The 25,742-nt window shown below is 68.6% G+C and carries 22 protein-coding genes; 12 read left to right on the forward strand and 10 right to left on the reverse strand.

Features of this window, described 5'->3' with window-relative positions; all coding sequences use genetic code 11:
• Positions 1-98 precede the first annotated feature (98 nt).
• The 3 genes from OVN18_RS05855 (at position 99) to OVN18_RS05865 (ending at position 4,770) form a co-directional block, all read left to right on the forward strand.
• Positions 99-632 carry a hypothetical protein gene (locus OVN18_RS05855; RefSeq protein WP_267782629.1) on the forward strand — a complete coding sequence of 178 codons (534 nt, stop codon included), beginning with the start codon at positions 99-101 and terminating at the stop codon, positions 630-632.
• A complete protein-coding gene (locus OVN18_RS05860) occupies positions 632-3,148 on the forward strand; it encodes a hypothetical protein (protein ID WP_267782631.1) in 2,517 nt (838 codons plus the stop codon). Before OVN18_RS05855 ends, OVN18_RS05860 begins: the two co-directional genes overlap by 1 nt.
• Before the next feature lie 149 nt (positions 3,149-3,297).
• Positions 3,298-4,770: an AlbA family DNA-binding domain-containing protein gene (locus OVN18_RS05865; protein ID WP_267782936.1), complete on the forward strand. Its 1,473-nt coding sequence runs from the start codon at positions 3,298-3,300 to the stop codon at positions 4,768-4,770.
• Positions 4,771-5,628: 858 nt separating this feature from the next.
• On the opposite strand, the gene OVN18_RS05870 is transcribed toward OVN18_RS05865, so the two are convergent.
• Entirely contained in the window at positions 5,629-6,978 is a 1,350-nt protein-coding gene (locus tag OVN18_RS05870; protein ID WP_267782633.1) for a hypothetical protein, read from the reverse strand.
• Between the two features lie 279 nt (positions 6,979-7,257).
• Positions 7,258-7,593 carry a GNAT family N-acetyltransferase gene (locus OVN18_RS05875; RefSeq protein WP_267782636.1) on the reverse strand — a complete coding sequence of 112 codons (336 nt, stop codon included), beginning with the start codon at positions 7,591-7,593 and terminating at the stop codon, positions 7,258-7,260.
• 31 nt (positions 7,594-7,624) lie between these two features.
• Here OVN18_RS05875 and OVN18_RS05880 point away from each other — a divergent pair, with 31 nt between their 5' ends.
• The 6 genes from OVN18_RS05880 (at position 7,625) to OVN18_RS05905 (ending at position 12,071) form a co-directional block, all read left to right on the forward strand.
• Positions 7,625-8,521: an SDR family oxidoreductase gene (locus OVN18_RS05880; protein WP_267782638.1), complete on the forward strand. Its 897-nt coding sequence runs from the start codon at positions 7,625-7,627 to the stop codon at positions 8,519-8,521.
• Between the two features lie 93 nt (positions 8,522-8,614).
• Positions 8,615-9,106: a GNAT family N-acetyltransferase gene (locus OVN18_RS05885; RefSeq protein ID WP_267782640.1), complete on the forward strand. Its 492-nt coding sequence runs from the start codon at positions 8,615-8,617 to the stop codon at positions 9,104-9,106.
• 100 nt (positions 9,107-9,206) lie between these two features.
• Positions 9,207-9,482 carry a type II toxin-antitoxin system TacA family antitoxin gene (locus OVN18_RS05890; RefSeq protein ID WP_267782642.1) on the forward strand — a complete coding sequence of 92 codons (276 nt, stop codon included), beginning with the start codon at positions 9,207-9,209 and terminating at the stop codon, positions 9,480-9,482.
• A gap of 179 nt (positions 9,483-9,661) precedes the next feature.
• The gene (locus OVN18_RS05895; protein WP_267782644.1) at positions 9,662-10,573 is read left to right on the forward strand and encodes a DUF4190 domain-containing protein; all 912 of its coding nucleotides are present in this window, start codon (positions 9,662-9,664) and stop codon (positions 10,571-10,573) included.
• A gap of 260 nt (positions 10,574-10,833) precedes the next feature.
• Positions 10,834-11,454, forward strand: a complete 621-nt coding sequence (locus tag OVN18_RS05900) for a hypothetical protein (RefSeq protein ID WP_267782646.1) — start codon at positions 10,834-10,836, stop codon at positions 11,452-11,454.
• Positions 11,451-12,071 carry a dihydrofolate reductase family protein gene (locus OVN18_RS05905; RefSeq protein WP_267782647.1) on the forward strand — a complete coding sequence of 207 codons (621 nt, stop codon included), beginning with the start codon at positions 11,451-11,453 and terminating at the stop codon, positions 12,069-12,071. Before OVN18_RS05900 ends, OVN18_RS05905 begins: the two co-directional genes overlap by 4 nt.
• 126 nt (positions 12,072-12,197) lie before the next feature.
• Here OVN18_RS05905 and OVN18_RS05910 read toward each other — a convergent pair whose 3' ends face one another.
• The 5 genes from OVN18_RS05910 to OVN18_RS05930 all read right to left on the reverse strand — a co-directional run bounded on the left by OVN18_RS05910 (position 12,198) and on the right by OVN18_RS05930 (position 18,300).
• Complete coding sequence (locus tag OVN18_RS05910) at positions 12,198-13,238, reverse strand: LacI family DNA-binding transcriptional regulator (protein WP_267782649.1); 1,041 nt, start codon at positions 13,236-13,238, stop codon at positions 12,198-12,200.
• 37 nt (positions 13,239-13,275) lie between these two features.
• On the reverse strand, positions 13,276-14,859 hold the full coding sequence (locus tag OVN18_RS05915) for a GH1 family beta-glucosidase (RefSeq protein ID WP_267782651.1): 1,584 nt from the start codon (positions 14,857-14,859) through the stop codon (positions 13,276-13,278).
• Positions 14,856-15,791 (reverse strand): carbohydrate ABC transporter permease, encoded by a 936-nt coding sequence (locus tag OVN18_RS05920; RefSeq protein WP_267782653.1) that lies wholly within the window; start codon positions 15,789-15,791, stop codon positions 14,856-14,858. Before OVN18_RS05920 ends, OVN18_RS05915 begins: the two co-directional genes overlap by 4 nt.
• Complete coding sequence (locus OVN18_RS05925) at positions 15,788-16,903, reverse strand: carbohydrate ABC transporter permease (RefSeq protein ID WP_267782656.1); 1,116 nt, start codon at positions 16,901-16,903, stop codon at positions 15,788-15,790. Before OVN18_RS05925 ends, OVN18_RS05920 begins: the two co-directional genes overlap by 4 nt.
• A gap of 116 nt (positions 16,904-17,019) precedes the next feature.
• The gene (locus OVN18_RS05930) at positions 17,020-18,300 is read right to left on the reverse strand and encodes an ABC transporter substrate-binding protein (RefSeq protein ID WP_407666068.1); all 1,281 of its coding nucleotides are present in this window, start codon (positions 18,298-18,300) and stop codon (positions 17,020-17,022) included.
• Between the two features lie 199 nt (positions 18,301-18,499).
• Here OVN18_RS05930 and OVN18_RS05935 point away from each other — a divergent pair, with 199 nt between their 5' ends.
• A complete protein-coding gene (locus tag OVN18_RS05935) occupies positions 18,500-19,381 on the forward strand; it encodes a M15 family metallopeptidase (protein ID WP_267782658.1) in 882 nt (293 codons plus the stop codon).
• A gap of 758 nt (positions 19,382-20,139) precedes the next feature.
• Positions 20,140-20,595 (forward strand): SRPBCC family protein, encoded by a 456-nt coding sequence (locus OVN18_RS05940; RefSeq protein ID WP_267782660.1) that lies wholly within the window; start codon positions 20,140-20,142, stop codon positions 20,593-20,595.
• 140 nt (positions 20,596-20,735) lie between these two features.
• On the opposite strand, the gene OVN18_RS05945 is transcribed toward OVN18_RS05940, so the two are convergent.
• Together OVN18_RS05945 and pgm are read right to left on the reverse strand one after the other, a co-directional pair.
• Positions 20,736-21,932, reverse strand: a complete 1,197-nt coding sequence (locus OVN18_RS05945; protein WP_267782662.1) for a MalY/PatB family protein — start codon at positions 21,930-21,932, stop codon at positions 20,736-20,738.
• Entirely contained in the window at positions 21,922-23,541 is a 1,620-nt protein-coding gene (gene pgm / locus OVN18_RS05950) for a phosphoglucomutase (alpha-D-glucose-1,6-bisphosphate-dependent) (protein ID WP_267782664.1), read from the reverse strand. The genes OVN18_RS05945 and pgm overlap by 11 nt, the downstream gene beginning before the upstream one ends.
• Before the next feature lie 142 nt (positions 23,542-23,683).
• Here pgm and pheA point away from each other — a divergent pair, with 142 nt between their 5' ends.
• Entirely contained in the window at positions 23,684-24,634 is a 951-nt protein-coding gene (gene pheA / locus OVN18_RS05955; RefSeq protein ID WP_267782666.1) for a prephenate dehydratase, read from the forward strand.
• A gap of 19 nt (positions 24,635-24,653) precedes the next feature.
• Here the strand turns inward: pheA and OVN18_RS05960 are convergent, their stop codons facing one another.
• Positions 24,654-25,676 carry an NADPH:quinone reductase gene (locus tag OVN18_RS05960; protein ID WP_267782668.1) on the reverse strand — a complete coding sequence of 341 codons (1,023 nt, stop codon included), beginning with the start codon at positions 25,674-25,676 and terminating at the stop codon, positions 24,654-24,656.
• Between the last annotated feature and the right edge of the window lie 66 nt (positions 25,677-25,742).

Raw genomic sequence — 25,742 nt, forward strand, 5'->3', positions numbered from 1 at the left:
TTGGATTCAACAGGTTGCGCAGTCTAGGTATTTCGAACTTCTATGATGCAGCCAGGTGTTGACGCGGGTCGGCGCACGCTGAGACAGGGCGGTGAAACGTGGATGAGGAACTCAAGCAAGAGATCCTTTATGGTCGAGACCACGATCGCGCCCGTGTGTTCATCAGTTCCAGAATGAACAAGACCCTGGATAACGAGCGCAGAGCGGCCGCAGACGCGGTAGACCGAGTTTCCGGCCACAAGGCTTGGTGGTGGGAACAAGACGCACCGATAGGGGTGCTGCATTCATGGAACGAGTGCATCGGATTTGCGCGTACCAGTACCGGACTCATCCTTCTGGTCGCAGGCGAGCTATCTGCCATCGTGTACGCGGAATACCAGGCCGCTCGAGACGGTGGCGCTGATCGCTACATCCTGGTCCGCGAGACAGACGATCTCCCCCCTGAGGTCGCGGGGTTCATCAAGGAACAGCAAAAAACAGAGGCTGTGACGAGAAATTTTAGGAACATCGACGAGCTCCAGACGCACATCCATCAGGCGCTAACGCGCTCCCTCGTCCGTGCCCTGAACGAACAGGTTGTTGCTCGCCGAGGAGCTGGCCGTCGGACGTCGAAGCGGTTCGGGAGGCGCTGATGGTTGAACCAACCGGACAGGTTTTCCTTGCTGAGGACTGGCGAGACCGCGAAGACGGGCTACAGCTCGTTGTTGAGGCACTGCTCTCCGCATACAGATATGACGACATCCCCGGGCTGATCAACTTCGTCGACATCGGCCATGAGCTCAGTTTCCACGGCCTCGAGTTCGCGGCAGCAACCATCGCTCACGCGGCAGCGCAGAAACTCTTGGGCAACGAGCTCGTAGACCTCGTCCCCGAGGACTTCACCAATCCCGGAGCGCTTCCTGAACTTGCCCGTGAGCTGGCGGACCGCGCTCCAGACAGCGATCTCTACGGAAGACTGCTCGGGCTGATCGCCGACATCTATCGTCATGTCGGGATGAGCGAGCGAGCAATCCAAGCTTACAAAGACGCGGCTGCGATGTTCGACCGTCTCGGTCGGCTGGCGCCCGCTGCCACAGCGCGTCAAAGCCTTGGCGCATTGCACTTCTACCTCGGCGACCTCGACCAGGCTGAAGAACTCACCAAGCAAGCTGAAGTGATCTTCACCAAGCTGTCCGATCGGCAGGGCCTTGTCGAAGTTCGACTCAACCAGGTCGAATACGCACTACAACGCGAAGATGTCGCGCAGGCGACCTCGTTGCTCGACTCAGTCGCAACGCCCATTAGTGAACTCCGAGACGGCCATCTGTCGGCGTCCTGGCGCGCGCATTCGGCGCTCGTTGACATTCAGCAAGGTGAGGTTGATGCCGCCCGCGAGAAGCTGCTGGCAGCTTTGCGAAGCTGCCGCCGCCGCCAAGACCTTGAACTCGAGGTGGTCGTTCTCCAAAACCTCGCAAAGCTGACGCGTGATACCAGAGGACCATCTGCCTCACTTCGCTGGGCGCGACAAGCATTGCTGGTAGCTCAACGCCTTAAGGAGCGCGATCGAGAACAGTCGCTTGCCCGCTCCTTAGCCGTCGACCTCATCGACACGGGGAAATTCGAGGAGGCAATCGAGCTGCTGCAGCGAACTGTAGAGATCAACATCGAGCTCGATAGCCCGCTCGACGCAGCACAAGCTCAAGCAGACCTCGGCGCTGCGTTGCTCTCGAAGGCACTTGGAGTGGCGGAAACAAATGCTGACATTTTGGCGATCCGGGAACGTGACCACCTACTGGAGCAGGGGATAGTGACACTCACGGGCGCCTTTGAAAAGCTGGACCAGTTCGAGGACTACGAGTGGGCAACTCGCTGCGCTGGCAACCTCCGGATCGCCTGGACTGCTCAAGATCGCGCAGATTTCGGTGTCGGCTATCTCGAGCGTTACGCTGAAAAGGCCCGTGTGAGGGCGCCGACTTACTCCGCATCGCTCCTGCGGATCGCAGCATTCCTTGGGCTTACCGCCAAGAGAGATATGTCATGGGCGATCATGCGGCTCCAGGAGGCCGCCGAAGCATCGAGCTCTGATCCTGTAGATCGGGCATGGCAACTCGTTGCGGACGCCTCGAGGATCAACAGCTCATACAACGAGCTTGAGGGTGCACTCGCCATCTACGACAAAGCCCTCGATACGCTTCGCCATTCATCTGACCAGATCGGCTACGCCAACGTGCTCAACGACTCCGCGCTGATCGCTGCTGCCCTCGATCACCTTGACGACGCACGTATCCGGCTTCACGAAGTCGAAAGTCTGGCGATCAAATCGGGGAATCGGGCTCTAGACGCGCTCGCCAAGGGGAACCTCGGCGAGCTTTCTCTCCGCGGAAACCAGCAGGAAATCGGCAGAGAGTATTTGACCGCCGCAGCCACACTGGCAGCAGCGGTGGGCGACGTCGAAGGTGCGTCCACGGCCTGGAGTTCGATCGCGAACAGTCTCGTAAACAGTGATGAGGGGCTAGATCTAGCCAAGGAAGCGGCCGCCAATGCGGCCGAATACGCCGAACAATCAGGCTCCACCGACGCGAATGCCCGATCGACTAGCGCACTAGCCAGCATCCGTTTCGCTGAAGGCGACTATCTCGAGGCGTTTGAGCTCTGGCGCGATGCGAGCCGCTCCGGTCCTGCAGAGAAGAGCGCGACTTACCAAGGTTTCGCGCTGGATGCGCTAGCCCACGGCGGTGATTGGACGCGCTACAGCCGCGAGCTAGATAAGTTCACCCGCGCGGCTCAACGATCCGGGACACAGATGGAGTTCGGGGAGGAACTCTGGACTTCTGCCATGACCTGGTTGCGCACACAATCAGCCCGACGAGCAGCCAAACCACTGTCATATTCCGTTCTTCTCGCGGCAGAGGGGTACACCAAGCGCGATAAGAACCCTCTCGATGAAAGCCAGGTCGCGAAGGACATGTCGGCGCTCGTTTCGACGGCCAAGACATTTGCTGCCGCCCACACGTTCATGGAGTTGGAAGATGTCCCGCCCGCACTCCGCGACGCGCTCAACCGTCACATGACTGCCCAGATGGCGAAAATCGTTGGGCTATCGGACGCGGAAATGCTCATGGCACAGGTGGCCGAAGTGGGCCGGTGGCGCGACGAGCCATTGAGCTAGAGGGCAATCAGCGAATTCTCACCAAATGCCAAACAAGTGATCACTCGATACCTCCCTACAGCTACCAGACAGCCACAACCGCCACCGGCACTCTTTCTGAAATCGCCAATCCACTGTCCCCTTCAGCGCTGTACTCTCAGGTTGTGCCGATGAGCATCGACTTAGATCGCCTGCGCGCGTTGCTGGCGCGCGGCGCAGAGTCGGACGATCTCGATTTCAAGGCAACGTGGCATCCGGGGCATAAAGCCGACCTCACCGAGCTCTGCAAGGATATTGCTGCGATGGAGTCTCTCCCCGGCGGGGGCTACATAGTTGTTGGCGCCGACGATCGCGGATTGCCGAGTGGCCTATTTGCACCTGAAGCCGTTCGCGACTTCGATGAGCAGAAGATTCGGTCGAAAGTCGCCGCTGTCCTAGGCGAACCCATCGACCTAAGCGCAGCTCTCCACCGCGTGGAGTGCAACGACTTTCTACTGATCGGCGTGGGCCCGAACTTGGACGGCATGCGGATCATGTCGAAAGATGGCGAGTACGGGGACAAAACCGTCTGGCGTGCCGGTGACGTATTCGTGCGTCGCGGTACCTCTAGCGTTCGATGGAATCAGCACGAAGCCCGCGGGATCATGGAGCGAGTCATCGCGATCCGCAAAGAGGAATGGCGCCGAGACATCTTCGAGACGATCCGCGTCGCAACCCCCGTGTTTGAGCCGGGTGGGTTCGTCAACGTGAACGTCGAGATGCCGGCTGAGTCGTTCGGCGCGGCAGTCACTGAGCTGATCCGCCGCGATGACGAAGTCGGCCTTGATCTCCTCCTGCGGAAGACGATCGGCAACGCCGTCACTGTCATTGATGCCGCCACGGGAAAGGACGCGAGGGCTGTCGCGTCTGAACTAGGTGCTCAGCTCGATCGGCTCGATATAGTCGCTGGGCTTTCCGCGCGCTACTCAGCGAGCACGACTTTCTCCCGAGCGGTCGAGGGCTACCGGGTTATCTACGAAGCCGCCGATGAAGACTTCCTAAGTCAGCCGCGCCGGTTCCCGCTCGGCCACAGGGAAGTCCTGATGCACCTCTACGCCCTTGGCGCTGTTCTCGTGCAAGAGAAACAGTGGGAGCACCTCGCGGACCTGGTCCGCCTCACTCCCATCAGCACACACGATGGCTACTGGAAGTCACTGTTTCGAAAGGCCGAAGTCATGGTCGCCCGAGCCGGATTGCTGAAGGAGGAGGAAGGCGCCCGAAGCGGCGTCATCGAGGCGGCCAAACCCGTAGCTGCCCACCTTTTCGACCTGTTGGGCGACGGTCAAACGCGAGACCTTACCAATCTCCTGGTCGAGTTCGACGTTTACCGGGGCATCGCTAGCGCCGGCAAAGACGAAAACGTCAAGCTCGGCGCGTACACAAATTTCGCCCTCTACTACGCGGGCAGGGCTGAGCCCGCGTTCCTCACCCTGCTCGACGACCCCGTCGCGCGCGCCGCACTCTTTTCCGGCACCGACACCGAGCTCGCGGCCGTCTACCGGCACATGAACACCGCGGCGATACGCGAAGCCTTCGCCTTCAACGGCTGGGACGGCTTCGAGAATCCACGCCTCGTGTCCTTTGCCGGAGCAGCAGAAAACTAATGCGGGCCCCGGTCCTGGGCGCGGCATTGCGCAATGGGCCAGAGTCTCCCGCAAACTTGAGAACCATCAGCGACCGCTCGTGGAGGACGACGATGTCGGACGCGCCCAACCCTGCACGGCCAAGTCTCCCGCAACAGGCTCGAGCTTAGGTCGCGATAGCGATCGCGAATCAATAGACAGCGTTCGGTGAGTTGTCACATGGTCGGGATGGGGTGGGCGCGCTGTGGTCGCATCAGGGTGATCACTTGCGAACGCACAACGGGAACTATCTGTGATCACCGCAGGGGTCGCTCTCGAGCTGCGCACGGGGTCGGGCGAGACGCTCGTGTTTATGTTGATAGGTGAGATGCGCCGGCGAATCTCGTTTCCCTCGCCGCTGACCGCGATGTCGATGCCCTCCCGGAGGCTCCGTGACTGTGATCGCGGCCCGCGGCAGTCTGGTTGACCCGGAGGCCGTCCCGATCGCCGCGCCGCACATAAATCTCAGAACTGCGGACCTGCTTCTGGGCGTCGCCCATCACACGTACCGCGCCTGGGCAGCGATTCGGGCTAGCGTGCAAGCAGATGGCGAAGAAGCAGCTAGAGCACAGGTCGCGAAACTGCTTTGGGAACATCGCCTCCCGGCAAGTCAAGTGAGGGAGTGACTCGGCCGGGAGCCGATCCGAGGGATCTGAGGATGCAGGATCGCTACGGCTTAGTGAGCCGCGGGACGATGGTGGATTAAGGATGTAGAGGATTGGCGGCGTCGACGCGTGCCGCCGTGGCGCGCACCTTGCGTTGCGATCGGTGGCGTTGGGAATCCGCGATGACATCACCCATCCGCGGGGAAACACGGAGCTGCCGACCGTGCAGCCCAATCTAGCGTCCGTCAGCCTTACGTTTGATGGTTCGCGTCAACCCGCGCAGCCACGCAGCCGCTTCGCTGATTCGCGCCGGAGGGGTGTCCGTTGCCCTCCCGTGAATAACTCGATTACGCAATTCGCGCATCGTGTTCAGCTCCGTGAATTGCTCGGGCGTGATGAGTTCTCGTGCAAGAAGCTCCCGAAACAGCATAGGCAGCGGTGGCAACCTTGCCTCGCCAGATTGCGTGAGGTCCTTAAGTAGTGTCTCTAGTAGCACCCAAGCGACGACGAACTCACCAAGAGCCAATGTCTGTGGTGCGTCAGCTTTCGAACTCGCGACAGTGGCCTGTCGACGATTCGATGGGTGACGTGTTGCTGACATGGCTCGCAGATACGCGCTGTAGCGGGACTCGTTGCCAGACAACATCAGATCCGCAAGTTGTGCGGCGACTGGCCGGTGCTCCAGGTCTTGCTCAAGCAAATCGAGATAGGGCTCGACAGAAGAAGCGGTCGCGGAGTGTTGCTCAGCAAGATAATCGAAGAGCACGTCTACCTTGCCCAGGGTCGCGTCAGTGAGATCCACGTCCCGAGCCGATAGCCGGGAGCGGAGGAATTCAGCCAGTTCGTAATGGTTGCGGAACGGCGTCTCGGCCATCGTTACTCGCGCGTCTCCGGCCTTCTGGAGCTGTTCGAGCGCAATTTCGCCGGCAAGCACGAGTCCATTGAGTTGGTCAAGAAGTGCGTACTCCGACGGCGACAGCTCGCCCTCAAGGGGCTTGTACACGAGGTCATGCTCGACCTCCGACCAGGCATGCATGAGCACCGAAGCCATCTGGATTTCAACTAGAGCTGACCCGTAGCGATCTTGCCCTGGGCTTAGACGCGAGTCAGGAATGAGCGCTCGGAAATGCCGAGCGCCGTAGCCTGAGAATCGCTGGACGTGAGCCAACTCGCCGGGCGAAGCTGGCTGATCCCCTTTGGCAGTGATCGTCGCAGACGCGCTCAGCCTCGAGCGAGCGAACACCTCATCGCGTGGGAAGCGCTTATCCTGCTGCACATCGAGCGTTGCTCGGATGACTCGCTCCGCCTCTTCCATCTGGCCGGGGAAGTACAGCGCCACCCGAACTCCGGCGAGATCAACGATGTCCTTTTGGATCTGAACAACAGACGTGTAGGTGTTCTCGCGATTGCGTGCGTGCAGCTTGTCGGCCAGACGGTCAACCGACTTGGCCCGACTCGTGACGATGGCGCGCAAGCCCGAGCTCGCGAGCGCTGACTCCAGCAAGCCTCGAGCAATGCGCGCCGACGCATCCCAAAAGTCGAACTGCCGCTCGTACTCGCTTACGAAGTCGTCAATGACACCCACGACCGCCCCTTCCGTGCCGCCTCATCCGGCGAAGTCTACGGTTTAGGAAACCGAACTTCGTGCTGGTGTCCGCAGGAGGGAAGCTTGCGCGCATCTTTGACGGCGGATTGCTCAATTCGCGGGCCTGCCAATAGAGCCGGTTACGTGTTCAGATGTCCCAGTTGATGCCGCCGCGCTGCGAAGCTTCGCACTTCAGCCTCACGGGTGAGCAGTTCGGCTCCACCGCGTACTACGACTCCCGATTCGGCCGGACCATGCGCGGCTGACCTACCGCAGCACCTACCGCGCCATGAGATCCGCGTACTCCGGGTGTCGCCGCATCCACATGACGACGAAGGGGCAGCGCGGCTGGACCCGCTCGGTGCTCTCCGACCGGAGGTGATCGAGCACCGCCTGCACGACCTCGCCGCCGACCCCCTTGTTGCGCAGGAACGGCGGCACCTCCACATGGATGAGCTGCATCACCCCGTCGCGGCGGTCGTAGGCGATGAAGCCGCGCAGCTCCTCGCCGTCGTGCACCGTGTAGCGCTCGGAATCGGGCTCGTGGGTCACCGTCAGCGTCATGACCGGCACCCTACCGAGCGAGCCCGAGCGGGCATCCAGGCGGGGCGGCACGGCGGAATGCTTTAGCGCCTAAACTTCACGCATGACGCTGACCCCCGCATCCGAGCCGCCGCGCGGCCCCCGCCCCTCTGTGCTGGTGACCGGCGCCACCGGGGGAGTGGGCTCGGCCGTCGTGCGCCACCTGCTCGGCCGCGGCGAGCCCGTCGTGAGCGCCGTGCGCGACCCGGGCGAGGCGGGCGTCGTGCCCGGCAGCGAGGCGCGCCCCTTCGATTTCGAGAGCGAGAACACCTGGGCGGATGCTCTCGCCGGGTGCGATCGCCTGTTCCTGCTGCGCCCGCCGCCCATCGCCGACGTGCACCGGCACCTGCTGCCCTTCGCCGACGCCGCGCTCGAGCGGGGCATCCGGCACATCGTCTTCCTCTCGCTGCAGGGGGTGCAGTTCAACCGCGCCACCCCGCACCATGCGGTCGAGAAGCACCTGCGCGCCCGGAAGGCGCCGTATACGTTCCTGCGCCCGAACTTCTTCATGCAGAACCTCAGCACCACGTACCGCGCCGACATCCGCGACCGCGACCGGATCGCCGTGCCCGCCGGCCGCGCCCGCACCGCCGTCATCGACACCGACGACATCGGACGCGTCGCCGCCCGCGTGCTCACCGAGCCCGGCCACATCGGCAAGGCCTACACGCTGTCGGGCGAGCAGTCGCTCACCTACGACGACATCGCCCGGATGCTCACCGCCGAGCTCGGCCGCCCCATCCGCTACACGCGCCCGACCGCGGTCGAGTACGCCGAGCAGCGGCGCCGCGCCGGAGCCGCCCCCGACTACATCGACGTGCAGGCGATGATCTGGCGCATCGTGCGCTTGAATGTCTCGGCCCTGCCGAACCGCCAGGTGCGCCGCCTCACCGGAGCCCCCGCGACGACCTTCGCCGAGTTCGCGCACCGCGAGCGCGCGGTGTGGATGCCTGCGGATTAGCGGCCTTCTTGTGTCGGTGGCTGCCGCTACATTCTGGCTCAAGAGCGTTGGTCGGTCATCGGCCTGACGTGTGAGGGCAATAAGGGCGGCCGCATGATCATCGAGAGGTTGGATGGCCACGACCGCTCGACGTTCGACTGCGGAGTTCCGGAACTCAACGACTGGCTGCGAACGCAGGCGGCTCAGCAGCAGAAGCGCGGCAACTCGGCGACCTTCGTCGGAGCGGACTCGGAGGACGGGCGGGTGGTGGGCTACTACTCCTCGCTCGCGTATCGACTCGATCTCGACGAGGTCGCGACGGCGTACGGCGCCGGCAAGCGCCGATACCCGATGCCGGCGGTGCTGCTCGCGCGTCTCGCCGTGTGCGTGAGCTACCGCGGGAAGAGAGCGGGCGAAGCGCTGCTCGTCCACGCGCTCAGCGGCGCCGTCGATGTCGCCGACAACGTCGGCGTGGAAGTGCTCGTCGTGCACGCGATCGATAAAGACGCGGCAGCCTTCTACGGTCGCTACGGATTCACGCAGTTCGCGGATCACGAGCTGCACCTGTTCATGCCGATGAAGGCGATCCGGTCTCTCGTGCGGTGATCGTTACGGCCGCCCCTATCCGCGTACATACAATGGATGTACACTCGCTCCTCACCGCCACTCCCACCTCTGTCACGCCCCGCTCGAAGAGAGTCCCCTCATGACGACCTCGCAGACGCGCATCAACATGCGCATCTCCACCGAAGCCCTCGACCAGATCCGCGACGCTGCCCGACTGCAGGGTCAGGACGTCACGGCGTTCGTCCTCGGCGCTGCGATGGCCAACGCGCGCCAAGTCCTCCTCGAAGATCGTGTTCTCACGATGACGCCCGCCGAAGTCCTGCAGCTCGAGCGCGCCCTGGACGCCGACGCGGCACCCTCCAAGCGACTGCGCGAGGCCGTGCGGCGGCATGGCGCCGCTGTTCGCTCGGAATAGTCACCTCCCGACGAGCGGCGGAGCGCGGAGACGATCTCGCGCACCGTCCGGATCGAGGGCCCGGAGTGGACCGTGGGGTTGCTCTCCGAGGTTCTGCCGAGCGCGCCCCCTGTGCGAGACCGGACCGGCCCCCGAATGAGGGCTTTTCAGCACTCTCAGGTTTCTCCTAGGTTCGAGACATGACTGACACCCCTACGTCCTCGCCCGCGGGCGACACCCACGACTCCCCGACCGCGACCGTCGCGTCGCCCCCGCCCCCCTTCACCCCTGCCGCGCCGGTGGAAGCCAAGCGACCCGCGGGCAATGGCCTCGCCATCGCGTCTCTCATCCTCGGCATCATCGCGATCCTCGGATTCGCCGTGCCCGTGCTCAATGTGTTCTCCGCCCTGCTGGCCGTCGTCGGCCTCGTGCTGGGAGTCATCGCGCTTGCGCGGAAGGCCGCCTCGCGCGGGCTCTCGCTCAGCGGGACGATCGTCTCCGCGCTCGCGCTCCTCCTCTCCCTCATCTTCATCGTCATCTACGCCGTCGGCTTCAGCGCCGCGATCGACGAGGTCTCGAGCGAGCCGACCATCGTCGAGGAGCCTGCCGACGTCGAGGCGGAGCCTGCGGCTCCGGCCGAGGAGCCGGCGGAGCCCGACGCGTCCGATGTGGGAACGCGCGACAACCCCGCGCCCCTCGGCACGATGATCGAGCTCCGCGAGTTCGGTGAGCCCACCTACGAGCTGACGCTCGGCCCCGCCGTGCTGAATGCTAACGACGCGGTCACCGCGGCCAACCAGTTCAACGAGCCGCCGACCGAGGGGTTCCAGTACGCCCTGGTGCCCGTGAACCTGACCTACGTCGGAGCGGAGACGGGAACGCCGTGGCTCGACATCACGGTGGAGTACGTCTCGGCTGCCGGCACGACCCACACGGAGGGCGACACGCTGACCGTCGGTCCGTCGCCGAGCATGTTCGAGATCAACGAGATGTACAACGGCTCGACGGCCGTGGGCAACGTCCTCATCATGATCCCGACCGAGAACGCTGCCGGTGGTACCTGGACGGTGAAGTCGCTCTTCGGCGACCCGATCTTCTTCACCGCCGAGTAGTACTGACCGCACATCGGCCCGGGGCGCTCGAGGGAGCCCCGGGCCGATGTGCGTCCCGCCGCTTTGCGTGACAGTGAGCTGGGCCTCGTTGTGCCGAAGCGTGCGGACCTGCTTGTGCGAGCGGGTCGCGATCGCGACGGTGGGTCCGCACGGCGTTCTTCGCGCTCGCCTGCGCCCGACCTCTGCTGAGCGGCTGCGCCGCGCCGCGCCGCCGCTTGCCCCCGGCCGCACCTGTTCCGCAATCATGATTTACTAATCACATGGCCCGACCTCGAACCGTTAGCGACGACGAGGTCCTCGAGCGCATCGCCGACTCCCTCGAGGGGGACACCGGTCCGTGGAGCCTGGAGAGCGCGGCGGCGGCGACCGGCCTGCACGCGGCCACACTGATCAAGCGGTTCGGCTCGCGGCACGGGCTGCTGCTTGCACTCAGCCGGCGCTGGATCGCGGGCATCCCCGAGGGCGCCACCGGGGACGACGCGGTGGGGGAGCTGCGGCGATGGGCCGCCTCACTGGCAGACCCGGGCGCGGGGGTACCCGCCGCCGAGGAGACCACGAACAGCGACGACAACGGCGGCACCGCTGTTGCCGTCGCCACCCGCACGCTGGCCCGAATCGACATGCTCGTCGAGGATCTGCGCGATCCTGAGCTGCGCCTGCTGCTGCACGAGGGCTGGTCGAAGCACCTCGCGCACCTCACCGCGCTCGTCGGCCGCGCGCAGGACGACGGGCGGTTGCGCGCCGCGCTGCCCGCGCCGCAGCTCGCGCGGCTGCTGCTCGACGCCGCCCACGGCGGCATCCTGCGCGACGCCGTCGACCCCGATTCCACCGGAACCGCGTCCTCGGACTCGGTGCTGACCGCCCTGGAGGCATTCGCATGACTCGAACCCCGCGCACCTGGTCGGGCCAGGTGTTCATCGCCACGAGCGTCGACGGCTACATCGCCCGGCCTGACGGCGACATCGACTGGCTGACCGACCCGCCCGCGCAGAGCGAGCACGCGGCGGAGCATCCCGGCCCCGACCCCGCGCCCGACTACGACGGCTTCATCGCCGACGTCACCCACCTCGTCATGGGGCGCGGAACCTACGAGAAGGTGCTCACCTTCGAAGAGTGGCCCTACGGCGACCGCCGAGTCATCGTCATCAGCACGAGCCTCGCGGCGAAATCCGATGCGGCGGCCGACGAGCGCGTCACGGTCGTGCCGTCGGTCGACGCGGCGTGCGCGCTGCTCGCCGACGAGGGCGCCGGCCGGGTCTACGTCGACGGCGGTCGCGTGATCAGCGCCTTCCTCGAGCGCGACCTGATCGACGAGCTCGTCATCACGCGTGCGCCGATCGTGCTCGGTGAGGGGCTTCCGCTGTTCCACGGGCTTCCGCGGTCGACGCGCCTCGTGCATCTCGGAACCTCGACGATCGAGGCCGGCATGGTGAGCAGCCGGTACCGGGTGGAGCACGCGGCGACGCCGGGCGGGGAGCCGGTCGACCCGGAGCGGTAACGGGCCTTGCCTCGCCGGCTTCGGACGCTTGAGCGCACATAAGAGAGGAGCGGTGCCCCACCCCGGCCCGGAAAGGCCCAGTGACCAGCCGACCAGCCGACCGGCCAGTGCGACCGCGAGCAAGATCTACGCGCTCGCGCGCACCACCACGTCGGTCGGCATGAGCAGGCGCGTCTGCGCCGGCACGCGCCCGGCCAGCAGGTCGAGCATCATGCGCGCCATCGCCTCGCCCATGAGCTCGGAGGGCTGACGCACCGTCGTCAGCGGCACCTCGCCGGTGAGCGCCGCGGGGCTGTCGTCGAAGCCGACGACCGCGACGTCCTCCGGAACGCGCAGGCCGCGCTCCCGCAGCACGTTGAGCACGCCGAGCGCCATGAGGTCGCTCGCGACGAAGACGGCGTCGAACTCCTCGCCCGAGGTGAGCAGCTCGCGGGCGGCGCGGGCTCCGCCGAGCATCGTGAAGTCGCCGTCGGCGCGCGGGCCCTCGGGCAGACCGGCCGCGGCGAGGGCATCCCGCCAGCCGGCCAGGCGGTCGAGACCGGCCGGCATGTCGACCGGGCCGTGCACCGTCGCGATGCGGGTGCGGCCGCGGTCGATGAGGTAGCGGGTGCCGTCGGCGGCGGCGAGGCGGTTGTCGACGTCGACGAAGTACGTGCCCGGGGTCTGCTCGGGGTCGATGGGGCGGCCGCCGAAGACCACCGGAAGGCTCGCGCCGAGCGTCGCCAGATCGTGGTCGCCCGAGTGGTGCGAGACGACGATTGCGCCGTCGACGTTGCCGCCCAGCAGGTAGTCGACCGACTTGCGCGAGCCCGAGGGGCCCGCCAGGTGCAGGTTCAGCACGTAGTCGCTGTCGTCGAGCACGCGGCTGATGCCCTGCACGACGGCGGCGAAGTAGGGGTCGCCGAAGAAGCGCGTCGTGTCCTCCGGCGCGACGAGCGCGATCGCCATCGAGCGGCGGTTCGCCAGCGAGCGGGCGGCGCGGTTCGGGCGGTAGCCGAGGCGGGCGATCGCCTCCTGCACCGTCGCCACCACGTCGGCGCTCACCTTCGGCGAGCCGTTCACCACGCGCGACACCGTCGAGCGCGAGACGCCCGCCTCGGCCGCCACCATCTCGAGCGTCGGCGTGATGCGGGCGCCGGCGTCGACGGAGGCGGGCGCAGAGGTCATGTCGCGCAGTCTATTCGGCGGGTGCGCCGCGCCCCGATCAGGCGAGCGGGTCGGCATCCGCGTGCGCCGCGGCGCCCATCGCGGCCGAACCCGAGACGGAACCCGAGCCCGCGCCCGAACCCGAACCCGCACCGGGCACCGCACCCGCGCCGGAGCCCGAATCCGAGCTCGTCGCCGGCAGCGCCCGCGCGCCGATGATGCGCCGGTACCGCAGCCCGCTCGACTTCACCGTGCGCTCCTGCGTCGCGTAGTCGACCCGCACGAGCCCGAAGCGCTTGGCGTAGCCCCAGGCCCACTCGTAGTTGTCCATGAGCGACCAGTAGAAGTAACCGTGCACCGGAACCCCCGCGTCGATCGCGTCGAGCACTGCCGCGAGGTGCGCCTCGAGGAAATCGGCCCGAGCCACGTCGTCGACTGAGCCGTCGGGCTCCACGACGTCGTCGTAGGCGGCGCCGTTCTCCGTCACCGCGAGCAGCGCGCCCGCGGGCTCGGTGTACTCCTCGTGCACGCGCCGCAGCAGGCGGGTCAGCCCCTCGGGCTGCACCTCCCAGTCCATGGCCGTGACCGGCAGGCCCCGCGGGTGGAAGTGCACTCCCTGCCCGGCCGGGAACGGCGACAGCTTCGGCCGCTCCGACGGCGCGGCGGCCGCGAGCGAGGCACCGGCGAAGGGATGCCCGCTCACCGCCCCGCCCTGGTAGTAGTTGACCCCCAGCGCGTCGATGGGCGTCGCGATCGCCTCGAGGTCGCCCGGCTGCACCGGCAGCGCGAGCCCGAGGGCGGCGAGATCCTCCACCACATCCGTCGGGTACGAGCCCCGGAAGATCGGATCGAGGAACAGCCGGTTGTGCTGCCCGTCGATGCGCCGCGCGGCGTCGCGGTCTGCCGCGTCGTGCGGGTCGACGGGGTCGGGCACGGTGAGGTTGAGCGTGATGCCGAGCTGCAGCGAGGCATCCCGTCGGCGCAGCTCCTGCGTGGCGAGCCCGTGCCCCAGCAGCAGGTGGTGCGCCGCGTCGAGCGAGGCCTGCGGGTCTTGGATGCCCGGCGCGTGCTCGCCGCTGAGGTAGCCGAGGAAGGCCGAGCACCACGGCTCATTGAGCGTCGTCCAGGCGTCGATGCGGTCGCCGAGCACGTCGTGCACGTGGCCGGCGTACTCGACGAAGCGGTGCGCGGTGTCGCGGTTGCGCCACCCGCCCTGCTGCTCGAGCGCCTGCGGAAGATCCCAGTGGTAGAGCGTCAGCCACGGCTGGATGCCCGCCTCGAGCAGCTCGTCGACCAGGCGCGAGTAGAACGCGAGCCCGGCCGGGTTCACCGCGCCGCCGTCGGGCTGCACGCGCGACCACGACGTCGAGAAGCGGTAGGTCTGCACGCCGAGCTCGCGCATGAGGGCGACGTCGCTCGGCATGCGCCGGTAGTGGTCGCACGCCGGCTCGCCGGAGTCGCCGCCGACGACGGCGCCGGGTACGCGCGCGAACGCGTCCCAGATGGAGTCGGTGCGGCCCTCGACGTGGGTCGAGCCCTCGATCTGGAAGGCGGCGGTCGCGACCCCGAAGCGGAAGTCGGCGGGGAACGCCCGCGCGGCGGCTCGAGGGGTGACGATGGGGGCGGGGGTGAGGAGGGTCATCCCTTCACAGCTCCTTGCATGATGCCGCTGACCAGTTGACGGCCGGCGACGGCGAACAGGATCAGCAGCGGGATCGTCGAGAGGATGACGCCCGCCATGACCACCGAGTAGTCGACGAAGTAGTTGCTCTGCAGCAGCGAGAGCGCGACGGGCAGCGTCGGATCCTGCCGGTCGAGAACGATGAACGGCCAGAAGAAGTTCGTCCAGGTGGCGATGAAGACGAACAGCGCGAGCATCGCCGCGGCCGGCCGGGCGGCGGGCAGCGCCACCGACCAGAAGGTGCGGATCATGCTCGCCCCGTCGACGCGCGCCGCCTCGATGAGCTCGTAGGGCAGCGCCTGGCTGAGGTACTGCGTCATCCAGAACACGCCGAACGCGCTGACGATCGCCGGCAGGATGACCGCGCTGAGGGTGCCCGCGAGCTGCAGCTCGCTCATCGCGATGAAGAGGGGCACGACGCCCAGCTGGGTCGGAACCGCCATCGTGGCGATGACGAAGACGAGCAGCCCGTTCCGCCCCCGGAACCGCAGCTTCGCGAAGGCGAAGCCCGCGAGCGTGGAGAACAGCACGACGGCGGCGGCGACGACGGTCGACACGAGGATCGAGTTGCCGACGGCCCGCCAGAAGTTGACGCTGCCGTCGGTGAGCACCGCGGCGGCGTTGTCGAGGAAGTTGCCGCCCGGCCACCACACGATGTCCTGCCGGGTGATCGTGGTGGCGTCGCCCGATCCGATCAGGAACGACCAGTAGAGGGGGAACACCGAGCCCAGGATGACCGCGGTGAGGAACCCGTAGGCGAGGAACCCGGGTCGCTGCCCGTTCTGCAGCCGGCGACGCTTCGGGCGGCGGGCCGCGGCGCGCTCGGCGGGGGAGGAGCCCTGCCGGGCATCCGCCTCGACGACGGCCACGGGGGGAAGGACGGGGGCGCTCATGCGTCGACCTCCTGGTCGCGACGGGTGCGGGCGGTGCGGGCGGTGCGAGCGGCGCTGCGGGCGGCGCGGCGCGAGGCCCGGTCGAGCACCTTCTGCGGGTTGTCGCCGCTCGCGATGCGGCGGGTGATGGCGAGGTTCAGCAGGCCGACGAGCACGATGATGAGGAACAGCAGCCAGGCCACCGCGGCGGCCCGCCCGAAGTTCAGCTGGCCCCAGCCGAGGTTGTAGAGGTAGATCGTGATGGTCATCCACTGACCGGATGCTCCGCCCTGGCCCGCGCTGTCGTACAGTCGCGGCTCGTCGAAGATCTGCAGCCCGCCGATGGTCGAGGTCACGATGACGAAGATCAGGGTCGGACGCAGCTGGGGGATCGTGATCGAGAAGAACTGCCGCACGACCCCGGCGCCGTCGAGCATCGAGGCCTCGTAGTAGTCGCGCGGGATGGCCTGCATGGCCGCGAGCAGGATGAGCGCCGTGTAGCCCGTCCAGCGGAAGTTGACCATCGTGGCGATCGCCAGGTGGCTCGGCAGCACCTCGCTGTGCCAGCCGATGGGATCGATGCCGAGCTGCCCGAGCAGGTTGTTGATGAGCCCGTACTGGTCGCCGAACATGTTGCTGAAGATCAGGGCGACCGCGACGGGGGCGACGATGTAGGGCAGCAGAACCCCCATGCGCCAGAAGGTCTTGCCGCGCAGGTTGCGGTCGAGCACGGCGGCGATGAGCAGCGCGGTGGCCACCTGCGGCACGGCCGAGATGAGGAAGATCGAGAAGGTGTTGCGCAGCGCGATCCAGAACTGCGGCTGCTGCAGCACGAAGGCGAAGTTGTCGCCGCCGACGAAGTCGCCCTGGCCGCCGATGAGGTTCCACTCGTGCACGCTCACCCACGCCGTGTACAGCAGCGGGAACAGCCCGACGATCGCGAACAGGATGAAGAACGGCGAGATGTAGAGGTACGGCGAGTACTTGAAGTCCCAGCGGGAGAGCGTCTGCGAGAAGGCGATGCGGCGGATCTGCCGCTCGGTCTTGCCCGTCGTGTCGGAGGGCGCGCGCTTCGTCGGCGGTGCCGTGGGCGGCGTGCCGGTGGCGCGGGGCCGGTCGGCGGTGGCGGTCATGGATGCTCCCGAGGGGTCGTGTCGTGGTGCGGGGCCGCGCGGGGCGCGAGCCGGGGTACCGGGGGCGTGCGGCGCGAACGCGGTCGCACGCCCCCGGGCGGGTGGGTCGGAGCGGCTTAGCCGAGCGCCTCGACCTCGGCCACGAACTGCTCCCACGAGCTCTCGATCGTGTGGGTGCCGTCGACGTCGACGCGGGTCAGCGACTTCTGCAGCGCGTCATTGATGGGGAAGTACTTCACGCTCTTGAAGGGCGCGACGCCGATGGCCTCGGAGCGGTTGACGAGGATCTCGCCGACGGGGGCGTCGTTGAAGTACTCGTTGGTGGCGGTGAGCAGGGCATCCTCGCTGTAGGCGGCCGTCTGGCTCGGGAAGGTGCCGGCCGAGTCGAAGGCCTGCAGCTGCTGCTCGGGGGCGGTCAGCCACGCGGCGAGCTTCGTCGCCTCCTCGACGTTGGCGCCCTGGGCGGGAACGGTCAGGTACGAGCCGCCCCAGTTGCCGCCGCCGCCGGGGAACACGTCGGCGATGTCCCAGTCGGTGACCTCGGGGGCGTTGCCCTCGATGACGCCGAGCATCCAGCCGGGGCAGAGCATCGTGGCGAAGTCGCCGTTCGCCATGCCGGCGAAGAAGTCGTCGCTCCACTGCGCGAGGTGCGCGGACTGCGTCTCGCTGGCCTCGAGAACCTGCTCGTAGATCGCCTTGACCTCGGGGTTCTCGGTGGCGATGACGGTGCCCTCCTCCTCCTCGTAGGCGAACTCGACCTGGTTGATCATGCCCTGGTAGGTGGCGCCGGCCGAGTCGAACCAGGCGCCGCCGGTGGCCTCGACGAACTGGTCGCCGACCTCGAAGTAGCGATCCCAGTCGCCCTCGAGCAGGGCGGCGACCTCGGCGCGGTCGGTGGGCAGGCCGGCCTCGGCGAAGAGGTCGGCGCGGTAGCAGACGGCCTCGGGGCCGATGTCGGTGCCGTAGGCGACGAGACGGCCGTCGGCGTCGGTCGCGGCCTCGGTCTTCCAGTCGACCCAGCGGTCGGCGATCTCGGGGTCGCTCAGGTCGGCGAGCAGGTCGGAGTACTGCATCATCTCGGCGAACCAGTCGACCTCGACGGCCTCGATGTCGGCGAGGCCCGAGCCGGCGCCGAGCTTGGTGAAGAAGTTGTCGCGGGCGTCGTTCGAGGTGGCCGCGCGGTTGTGCACGATCGTCACACCGGGGTTCTCGGCCTCGTACTGGGCGAGCAGCTCGTCGGTGTACCCGAAGTCGTTGAAGGTGGCGACCGTGAGCGTGATGTCGCCATCGGCTCCGGTCTGCTCGCCGCCGCCGCTGGCGCAGCCGGTGATGACGAGGGCGAGGGCGGCCGCTCCGGCGAGGGCGCCGGTCGCGGTGGTACGACGTGAGAACGTCACGATCACTCCTTTGTGCGTGGGGGTGGGGCGTGAGAGCGCTCTCACATCGTGACGTGAGAGCGCTCTCACTTCGGCGCTCACTGTAGGCACTCGTTTCTGGAACTGTCAACGCGTTTTCCACATCCGTCTGAAATGGCTGGTCAGCGGCGTTATGCATACGCATGGATGCTCGCCGCGGGTTCGGCGATAGCCTCGACCCATGCTCTTCTCGCGCCGCGCCCCGGGTCTTTCGGGGCGCCCGCGGCGGGCTCCGGTGGCGCTGCGGCGGGAGGCGCGGGTCGCGGCGGGGCGGGGTGCGGGCCGGTCGGCTCGGCGGGCTCCGGCGCTCGCCGTGGCGGGCGTGCTGCTCGTGGGTCTCGCGGCCTGCGCGCCGGCCTCGGATCCGGTGCCGCCCTCGGTCGACGGGCTGCCTGCGCCGGTCATCCCGACCCCGCAGGAGACGCCGTCGCCCACCCTCTCGCCGACGCCGACCTTCGATCGGAGCGCGCTGTCGATCGACGACCCCGCCTCCCTGTGGGTGGTGTCGAACAAGCGGCGGCCGCTGCAGCCGAGCGACTACGTTCCGCCGGATCTCGTGCCGGTGCCCGTGGGGTTCACGAACGCGCCCTCGCTGCGGCAGGAGGCGGCCGATGCCGCGGTCGCCGTCGTGCAGGCGGCGCGCGACGAGGCGGGGCTCGAGCTGATCTCGCTGAGCGCCTACCGCAGCTACGGCACGCAGGTCTCGGTCTACAACGGCGTCGTCGCCGCGCAGGGGCAGGAGGCCGCCGATCTCGTGAGCGCCCGCCCCGGCCACAGCGAGCACCAGACCGGGCTCGCGATCGACTTCGGCTCGCAGCCGCAGGTCTGCTCGCTGCAGCCCTGCTTCGGCGAGACGCCGCACGGGGTCTGGCTGGCGGCGAACGCTCACCGGTTCGGGTTCGTGCTGCGGTACCCGTCCGGCGCGACTCCGGTGACGGGGTTCTCGTACGAGCCGTGGCACTTCCGGTACGTGGGTCTCGACCTGGCGGCCGAGCTGCGGGCGAGCGGGGTCGCCACGCTCGAGGAGTTCTTCGGGCTGCCTGCCGCGCCCGACTACGGGTGAGTCGCCCGGCCGTGGGGGCCGCTCGCGCGGGCCGGCTCGCCCGCCCGCCCGAGCCTGCCGCGGGTGAGCCCGGAAGTGGCGACTGGGCCGGAGCTTTCGGGCGCACCCGTGATGATCGGGCTCACCCGGCACCGCGCTGATATCGTTCGACGCCCGACGCCCGACGCCCGACGCCCGACGCCCGACGCCCGACGCCCGACGCCCAACGCCCAACACCGGCCCTGAGACCTGGCTCCCGCCGCTTCCGCGCTTGCCGACGCCTTCCTCAGGGCCTCCGTAAGCGGAAGCTTCCGCAATTCCGCAATGACGCGGAAGCTTCGACTTACGAAGCGTGTGCAGCAGAACCTCCGGGACATCGCCGCGCCGTGAAGCGCGGCTCGGATCGCTTCGGGTGGGGTGCTCCACGGCGGCTATGTGCGCTCAAGGCTCCACAACCTCTGGCGGTTGCGGAGCCTTGAGTGCACATAGCGCGAGCGGAGAGCGGCTTGCCATCGGCGGAAGCGCGGAAGCGCGGAAGCGCGGAAGCGCGGGAGAGCGGGAGCACGGGAGAGCGCGAGACCGGGAGTGCCGCAGCGGGGGAGAGCGGCGTGCGGGAGGGCGCAGACGGACACGCCGGCAGGACAGGGGCCGCAGACGATTGGGGTTCCATGACCGGCGGAGAACACCGAGCCAGGAGCGTGCGGGACGCCGCGCGCAGTGCCGGTTGAACCGACCGGTCCGCCCTTCCGGCCCGCACGGCGGAGGTCTACGCTCGCGCCATGGAGTACACGAAGCGCGTCATCGTGCCGGGCGACCTCGACGCCGTCGCCGCGCTCTTCACCGACACGACCACCTGGTCGGCGTGGCAGCCGACCCTGCAGACGGTGGAGGTGCTCGAGGGTACCCCGCCCGCGACCGGTGCCCGCACCCGTCTGACCTTCCGCCGCGGACGCCGCGGCACGATGGTCATGACCGAGACGGTCGAGCTCGGCGACCTGCCGCGCCGCTGGCGCGTCGTCTACGAGGCCGACGGCGTGCGCAACGTCTGCGACACCCGCTTCGAGCAAGGGGATGCCCGCACGACGCTCGTCGAGCAGCGCAACGAGTTCGGCTTCAGCGGGATCATGCGCGTCGTCGGCGCGCTGTTCGGCTCGAGTTTCCCGAAGGAGACGCAGCGCAGCCTCGACGCGTTCCGCGACTTCGCGGCGCGGCGGACGCAGGCGCCGCCGGCCTGAGCTGCGGGCAGTCCGGCGCGCGCACCCGCCGCCCTGCGCCCGGCTTGCGCAGCGCGGCCTCGCAGGCGCAACGCGGGCGGGCGGCCGGGCGGGCAGGCGCGCAGGCGCGGCCTCGCGGGCGGGTAGAAAGGCGCGGCGCCCTACCCGCGCACCGCGTCGCGGATCGCGAGCACGATGCGCTCGAGCACCGGCGCGGGGGTGGCGAGGATCATGCGCACGTGGCCGACGCCGGCCGCTCCGCACGCGCGCCCGTCGGTCAGGGCGACGCCGGCCCGCTCGCGCAGCCAGAGCGCGGGGTCGTCGCCGAGCTCGAGCGCGCTCACGTCGAGCCAGGCGATGTACGTGCCCTCGGGCATCCGGTACCGCACCTCGGGAAGATGCGACGCGAGCAGCGAGGCCAGCAGGCGGCGGTTGCGGTCGAGGTACTCCAGCTGCGCTTCCAGCCACGGGGCACCCCACCGATACGCCGCCGTGTTCGCGATGACGCCGAGCGTGCTCGCCCCGTGGCTCGCGAGAGGGCCGATCGTCTGCCAGACCGCCTCGTCCGCCGCGGAGTGCGTGATGAACTGCGCCGCCTTCAGCCCCGGCAGGTTGAACGCCTTCGAGGCGCTCGTCGCCGTGACGCAGTGATCGGCGGATGCCGCGCTCACGCTCGCATACGGAACATGCCGGTGCGGCGCGAACACGAGCGGCGCATGCACCTCGTCGGCGAAGACCCGCGCATCGTGCCGCGCGACGACCTCGGAGAGCGCCGCCAGCTCCTCGCGCTCGAACACGCGCCCGCCCGGGTTCAGCGGGTTGCACAGCACCACGAGCCCGGCGCCCGCGGCCAGCGCGGCCTCGATGCCGGCCAGGTCGAGCGTCTCCCGTCCGTCCTCCCGCAGCGCGTTCGGCACCTCGATCACCGCGCGCCCGTGCCGCCCCGGAACCTGCAGGAAAGGCATGTATGCCGGAGTCGGTACGACCACCGCCGAGTCCGGCCGCGAGAAGTGGTCGATCGCGAGATCGAGCCCCGTGATGACGTCGGCGATCGGGTGGATGCTCTCCGCCGGCACCTCCCAGCCGTAGCGATCCCGCATCCAGTCGGCGGTCGCCCGGCTCATGTCGGCGCTCACCGCCGGAGGCAGGTAGCCCGTCACCCCCGCCTGCGTGGCGGCGACGACGGCCTCCGTCACCTCGGCGGGGGTGCCGAGATCGGACTCGGCGACCCAGGCGCCGAGCGGCACGGGGAAGTAGCTCCACTTCATACCGCCCGCGGCATGAAGCTGCTCAGCGGTGAGCGCGTCCCACTCGGCGTGAAGCGCGGATACGTCGATCGGCGCGGGCTCAGCCGGCAAGAGCCGCGTCCACGATCGCCTTGGCCTCCTGCTGCACCTGCGCCAGGTGCTCCGCACCGCGGAACGACTCGGCGTAGATCTTGTAGACGTCCTCGGTGCCGCTCGGGCGGGCCGCGAACCAGGCGTTCTCGGTGACGACCTTGACGCCGCCGATCGCGGCACCGTTGCCGGGAGCGTGCGAGAGCTTCGCCGTGATGGGCTCGCCCGCGAGTTCGGAGGCCGTGATGGCCTCGCCGGAGAGCTTCGCGAGCGCGGCCTTCTGCGCGGCGTCGGCGGGAGCATCCACCCGCTGGTAGGCCGGAGCGCCGTACCGCGAGGTCAGCCCCGTGTAGAGCTGGGACGGCGTCGACCCGGTGACGGCCGTGATCTCGCTCGCGAGCAGGGCGAGCAGAATGCCGTCCTTGTCGGTCGTCCAGACGGTGCCGTCGCGGCGCACGAAGCTCGCGCCCGCGCTCTCCTCGCCGCCGAACGCGACCGAGCCGTCGATGAGGCCCGGCACGAACCACTTGAAGCCCACCGGCACCTCGTCGAGGCGCCGGCCGAGACCGGCGGCCACGCGATCGATCATGCTCGACGAGACGAGGGTCTTGCCGATCGCGGCGTCGGCGCGCCAGTCGGGGCGGTGCGCGTACAGGTACTCGATCGCGACCGCGAGGTAGTGGTTCGGGTTCATCAGCCCGCCGTCGGGGGTGACGATGCCGTGGCGGTCGGCGTCGGCGTCGTTGCCGGTGAGCACCGCGTAGTCGTCTCTGTGCGCGAGCACGCTCGCCATGGCGCTCGGGCTCGACGGATCCATGCGGATCTTCTCGTCCCAATCGAGCGTCATGAAGCCCCACGCCGGGTCGACGTAGGGGTTCACTGTCGTGAGGTCGAGGCCGTGCAGCTCGGCGATGCGCTGCCAGTAGCTGACCGCGGCGCCGCCGAGCGGGTCGGCGCCGATGTGCAGGCCCGAGGCGCGGATGGCCTCGAGGTCGAGGATGGAGGCGAGGTCGCTGACGTAGTGCTCGCGGAAGTCGTAGGCGTTCGTCTCGACGGCGGTTCCGCGCTTCACGTCGCGGTTGCCGCCGGCGATGATCTCGTTCGCGCGCGCCGCGATCCAGCCCGTGGCGTCGGAGTCGGCCGGGCCCCCGTGCGGAGGGTTGTACTTGAAGCCGCCGTCGCGCGGAGGGTTGTGCGACGGCGTGATGACGATGCCGTCGGCCTGGGCATCCTTCGCCGCATGCCGGTTGTGGGCGATGATCGCGTGGCTCAGCGCCGGGGTCGGCACGTAGTCGTCGTTCGCGTCGACGAAGGTGAGCACGCCGTGCGCGGTGAGCACCTCGAGCGCGGTGCGCTGGGCGGGGTTCGAGAGCGCGTGGGTGTCGGCGCCGACGAAGATCGGGCCGCGCACGCCCTGCTGGGCGCGGTACTCGACGATCGCCTGCGTGATCGCGGCGATGTGGGTGTCGGTGAAGGCGCCGTCGAGGCTCGAGCCGCGGTGGCCGCTCGTGCCGAAGACCACCCGCTGCGCCGGATCGTCGAGGTCGGGCGTGCGGTCGTGGTACGCCGCGAGGAGGGCATCGACGTCGACGAGATCGGAGGGCTGGGCGGGGGTGCCGGCACGGGTCATGGGTTCATCCAACCACCGCGGGGGTCGGGGCGGGGAGGCGGTTCCGGGGCGGCTCGCAGGTGCCCGGCGCCGCGGGCCCCCGCACCGCTGCGGCGCGCGCCCGGCCCGCTCGGCACCGTGAGCCGCGCCTAGACTGCGGAGCATGAGCGCAGCCCCCGACGCGACCCCGGTCTACAGCTACCTGGGCCCCGTCGGCACCTTCACCTGGGAGGCCCTGCGGCAGGTGCCCGAGGCCGAGGGCGCCGCCTGGCGGGGCGTCAGCAACGTGGGCGAGGCGCTCGACGACGTCATGTCGGGGCGCAGCGTCGCCGCGATGATCGCGATCGAGAACTCGGTCGAGGGCGGCGTGAGCGCGACGCAGGATGCTCTGGCCACGATCCCCGGACTGCGCATCATCGGCGAGTACCTGGTGCCGGTGAGCTTCGTACTCGTCGGTCGGCCCGGAACGGCTCTCGCCGACGTGCGGGTCATCGCCGCGCATCCCGTCGCCTACGCCCAGTGCCGCCGGTTCCTGGAATCGCAGCTGCCCACGCACGGCCACGTGCCCGCCGCCTCGAACGTCGCCGCGGCGACCAGCCTGCTGAGCTCCGAGCTCGCCGAGGCCGCGATCGCGCCCCCGGGCATCACCGACCACCACCCGCTGCAGCTGCTCGCCGAGAACATCGGCGACAACCCGAACGCCGTCACGCGCTTCGTGCTCGTGAGCCGCACCCTCGGCCTGCCCGAGCGCACGGGTGCCGACAAGACGAGCATCATCGTGGAGCTGCCCGATGACGCCCCCGGGCGCCTGCTCGAGATGCTCGAGCAGTTCGCCACCCGCGGCGTCAACATGAGCCTGCTCGAGTCGCGGCCCATCGGCGACGCCCTCGGCCGGTACCGCTTCGTCATCGACCTCGACGGGCACGTGCACGACGAGCGCGTCGCCGACGCCCTGCTCGGCCTCAAGCGGTTCAGCCCCGCCGTGATGTTCCTCGGCTCGTACCCGCGGGCCGACCGGCAGCAGATCGAGGTCGTCTCGCAGTACGGCGACGACGTCTTCACGGATGCGCGCGACTGGCTGCGGGGCATCCTCTCGGGCGAGCCCGAGGCGTAGCGGGGCGCGCCGGCCCGCCTCAGACCAGGTCGTCCGCGACGCGGATGAGCACCTTGCCGGTGACCCCGGCCTCGACCGCATCGTGCGCCGATGCCGTCTCCTCGAGCGGGAACCACGTGATCGGCAGCCCCGCCTCCGCGCCCACGGGAAGAGCGCCGGCCTCGAGCGCGGCGGTGATGTCGTCCGCGGCGGCCGCGAGAGGCTCGGGCCCGACGGTGTAGAGCAGCAGCCCCTGCCAGCGGGCGTTCTTGGCGAAGCTGGCCACGATCGGAGCGGTGAACTCGTCGCCGTTGTTGTTCGCGTAGTAGGCGATGCTGCCGTGGTTGGCGAGCACCTCGACGTCGAGGGCGGCGTTCTGCGCGGGGGCGACCTCGACGACGTGGTCGACGCCGGCGGGTGCGAGGGCGAGCACGCGGGCCGCGAGCTCCGCGTCCGGGTAGTGCAGCACGTGATGGGCGCCGGCGGCGCGGGCGAGCTCGGCCTTGTCGTCGCTGCTGACCGTGGCGATCACGGTCGCTCCCGCCCAGACCGCCAGTTGGATCGCGGCGTGGCCGACGGCTCCCGCTCCGCCCTGCACGAGCACCGTGCGGCCGTCGAGGGCGCCGGGGGAGAGGCGCGTCGGGCCGAACTCGTGCACGGTGAGCGCGCGGTGCGCGGTCATGGCGGGAACGCCCAGGCTCGCAGCGACGTCGAACCCGATGCCCTCGGGCAGTCGCACGACGCGGCTCGCCGGCACGACGGTGAACTCCTGCGCCGTGCCCGTCGGGCGCTCGTGGGCGGCGAGGAACAGCCACACGCGATCGCCGACCGTCAGACCGTCGACGCCCGAGCCGACGGCATCGACGACGCCCGCGCCGTCCTGGTTCGGCACCATCTCGGCGACCTCGACCGGCTTGCCCGCGCGGGCCTTCCAGTCGGTGGGGTTGACGCCCGACACGGCGACCCGCACCCGCACCTCGTCCGGGCCGGGCGCGGCCGGCTCCCGCTCGGTGAGCTCGAGAACGGACGACGGGCCGGGCTGGGAGTAGACGACTGCACGCATGCTTCGTGCAAGGGGGATCCGACCGCCGGTATTCCCCGATCGCCTCCCGCGAGGGCCGGGCGGGGC

The organism is Microcella daejeonensis (genome assembly GCF_026625045.1).
Lineage (GTDB): Bacteria > Actinomycetota > Actinomycetes > Actinomycetales > Microbacteriaceae > Microcella > Microcella daejeonensis.

What these genes read in the sequence shown, in the direction of transcription:
- OVN18_RS05915 (WP_267782651.1), bottom strand. Translation starts at nt 14,859, where the DNA reads ATGACCCTCCTCACCCCCGCCCCCATCGTCACCCCTCGAGCCGCCGCG.
- OVN18_RS05890 (WP_267782642.1), top strand. Translation starts at nt 9,207, where the DNA reads ATGACGACCTCGCAGACGCGCATCAACATGCGCATCTCCACCGAAGCC.
- OVN18_RS05895 (WP_267782644.1), top strand. Translation starts at nt 9,662, where the DNA reads ATGACTGACACCCCTACGTCCTCGCCCGCGGGCGACACCCACGACTCC.
- OVN18_RS05885 (WP_267782640.1), top strand. Translation starts at nt 8,615, where the DNA reads ATGATCATCGAGAGGTTGGATGGCCACGACCGCTCGACGTTCGACTGC.
- OVN18_RS05900 (WP_267782646.1), top strand. Translation starts at nt 10,834, where the DNA reads ATGGCCCGACCTCGAACCGTTAGCGACGACGAGGTCCTCGAGCGCATC.
- pgm (WP_267782664.1), bottom strand. Translation starts at nt 23,541, where the DNA reads ATGACCCGTGCCGGCACCCCCGCCCAGCCCTCCGATCTCGTCGACGTC.
- OVN18_RS05905 (WP_267782647.1), top strand. Translation starts at nt 11,451, where the DNA reads ATGACTCGAACCCCGCGCACCTGGTCGGGCCAGGTGTTCATCGCCACG.
- OVN18_RS05860 (WP_267782631.1), top strand. Translation starts at nt 632, where the DNA reads ATGGTTGAACCAACCGGACAGGTTTTCCTTGCTGAGGACTGGCGAGAC.
- OVN18_RS05865 (WP_267782936.1), top strand. Translation starts at nt 3,298, where the DNA reads ATGAGCATCGACTTAGATCGCCTGCGCGCGTTGCTGGCGCGCGGCGCA.
- OVN18_RS05940 (WP_267782660.1), top strand. Translation starts at nt 20,140, where the DNA reads ATGGAGTACACGAAGCGCGTCATCGTGCCGGGCGACCTCGACGCCGTC.
- OVN18_RS05910 (WP_267782649.1), bottom strand. Translation starts at nt 13,238, where the DNA reads ATGACCTCTGCGCCCGCCTCCGTCGACGCCGGCGCCCGCATCACGCCG.
- OVN18_RS05925 (WP_267782656.1), bottom strand. Translation starts at nt 16,903, where the DNA reads ATGACCGCCACCGCCGACCGGCCCCGCGCCACCGGCACGCCGCCCACG.
- OVN18_RS05880 (WP_267782638.1), top strand. Translation starts at nt 7,625, where the DNA reads ATGACGCTGACCCCCGCATCCGAGCCGCCGCGCGGCCCCCGCCCCTCT.
- pheA (WP_267782666.1), top strand. Translation starts at nt 23,684, where the DNA reads ATGAGCGCAGCCCCCGACGCGACCCCGGTCTACAGCTACCTGGGCCCC.
- OVN18_RS05935 (WP_267782658.1), top strand. Translation starts at nt 18,500, where the DNA reads ATGCTCTTCTCGCGCCGCGCCCCGGGTCTTTCGGGGCGCCCGCGGCGG.
- OVN18_RS05960 (WP_267782668.1), bottom strand. Translation starts at nt 25,676, where the DNA reads ATGCGTGCAGTCGTCTACTCCCAGCCCGGCCCGTCGTCCGTTCTCGAG.
- OVN18_RS05920 (WP_267782653.1), bottom strand. Translation starts at nt 15,791, where the DNA reads ATGAGCGCCCCCGTCCTTCCCCCCGTGGCCGTCGTCGAGGCGGATGCC.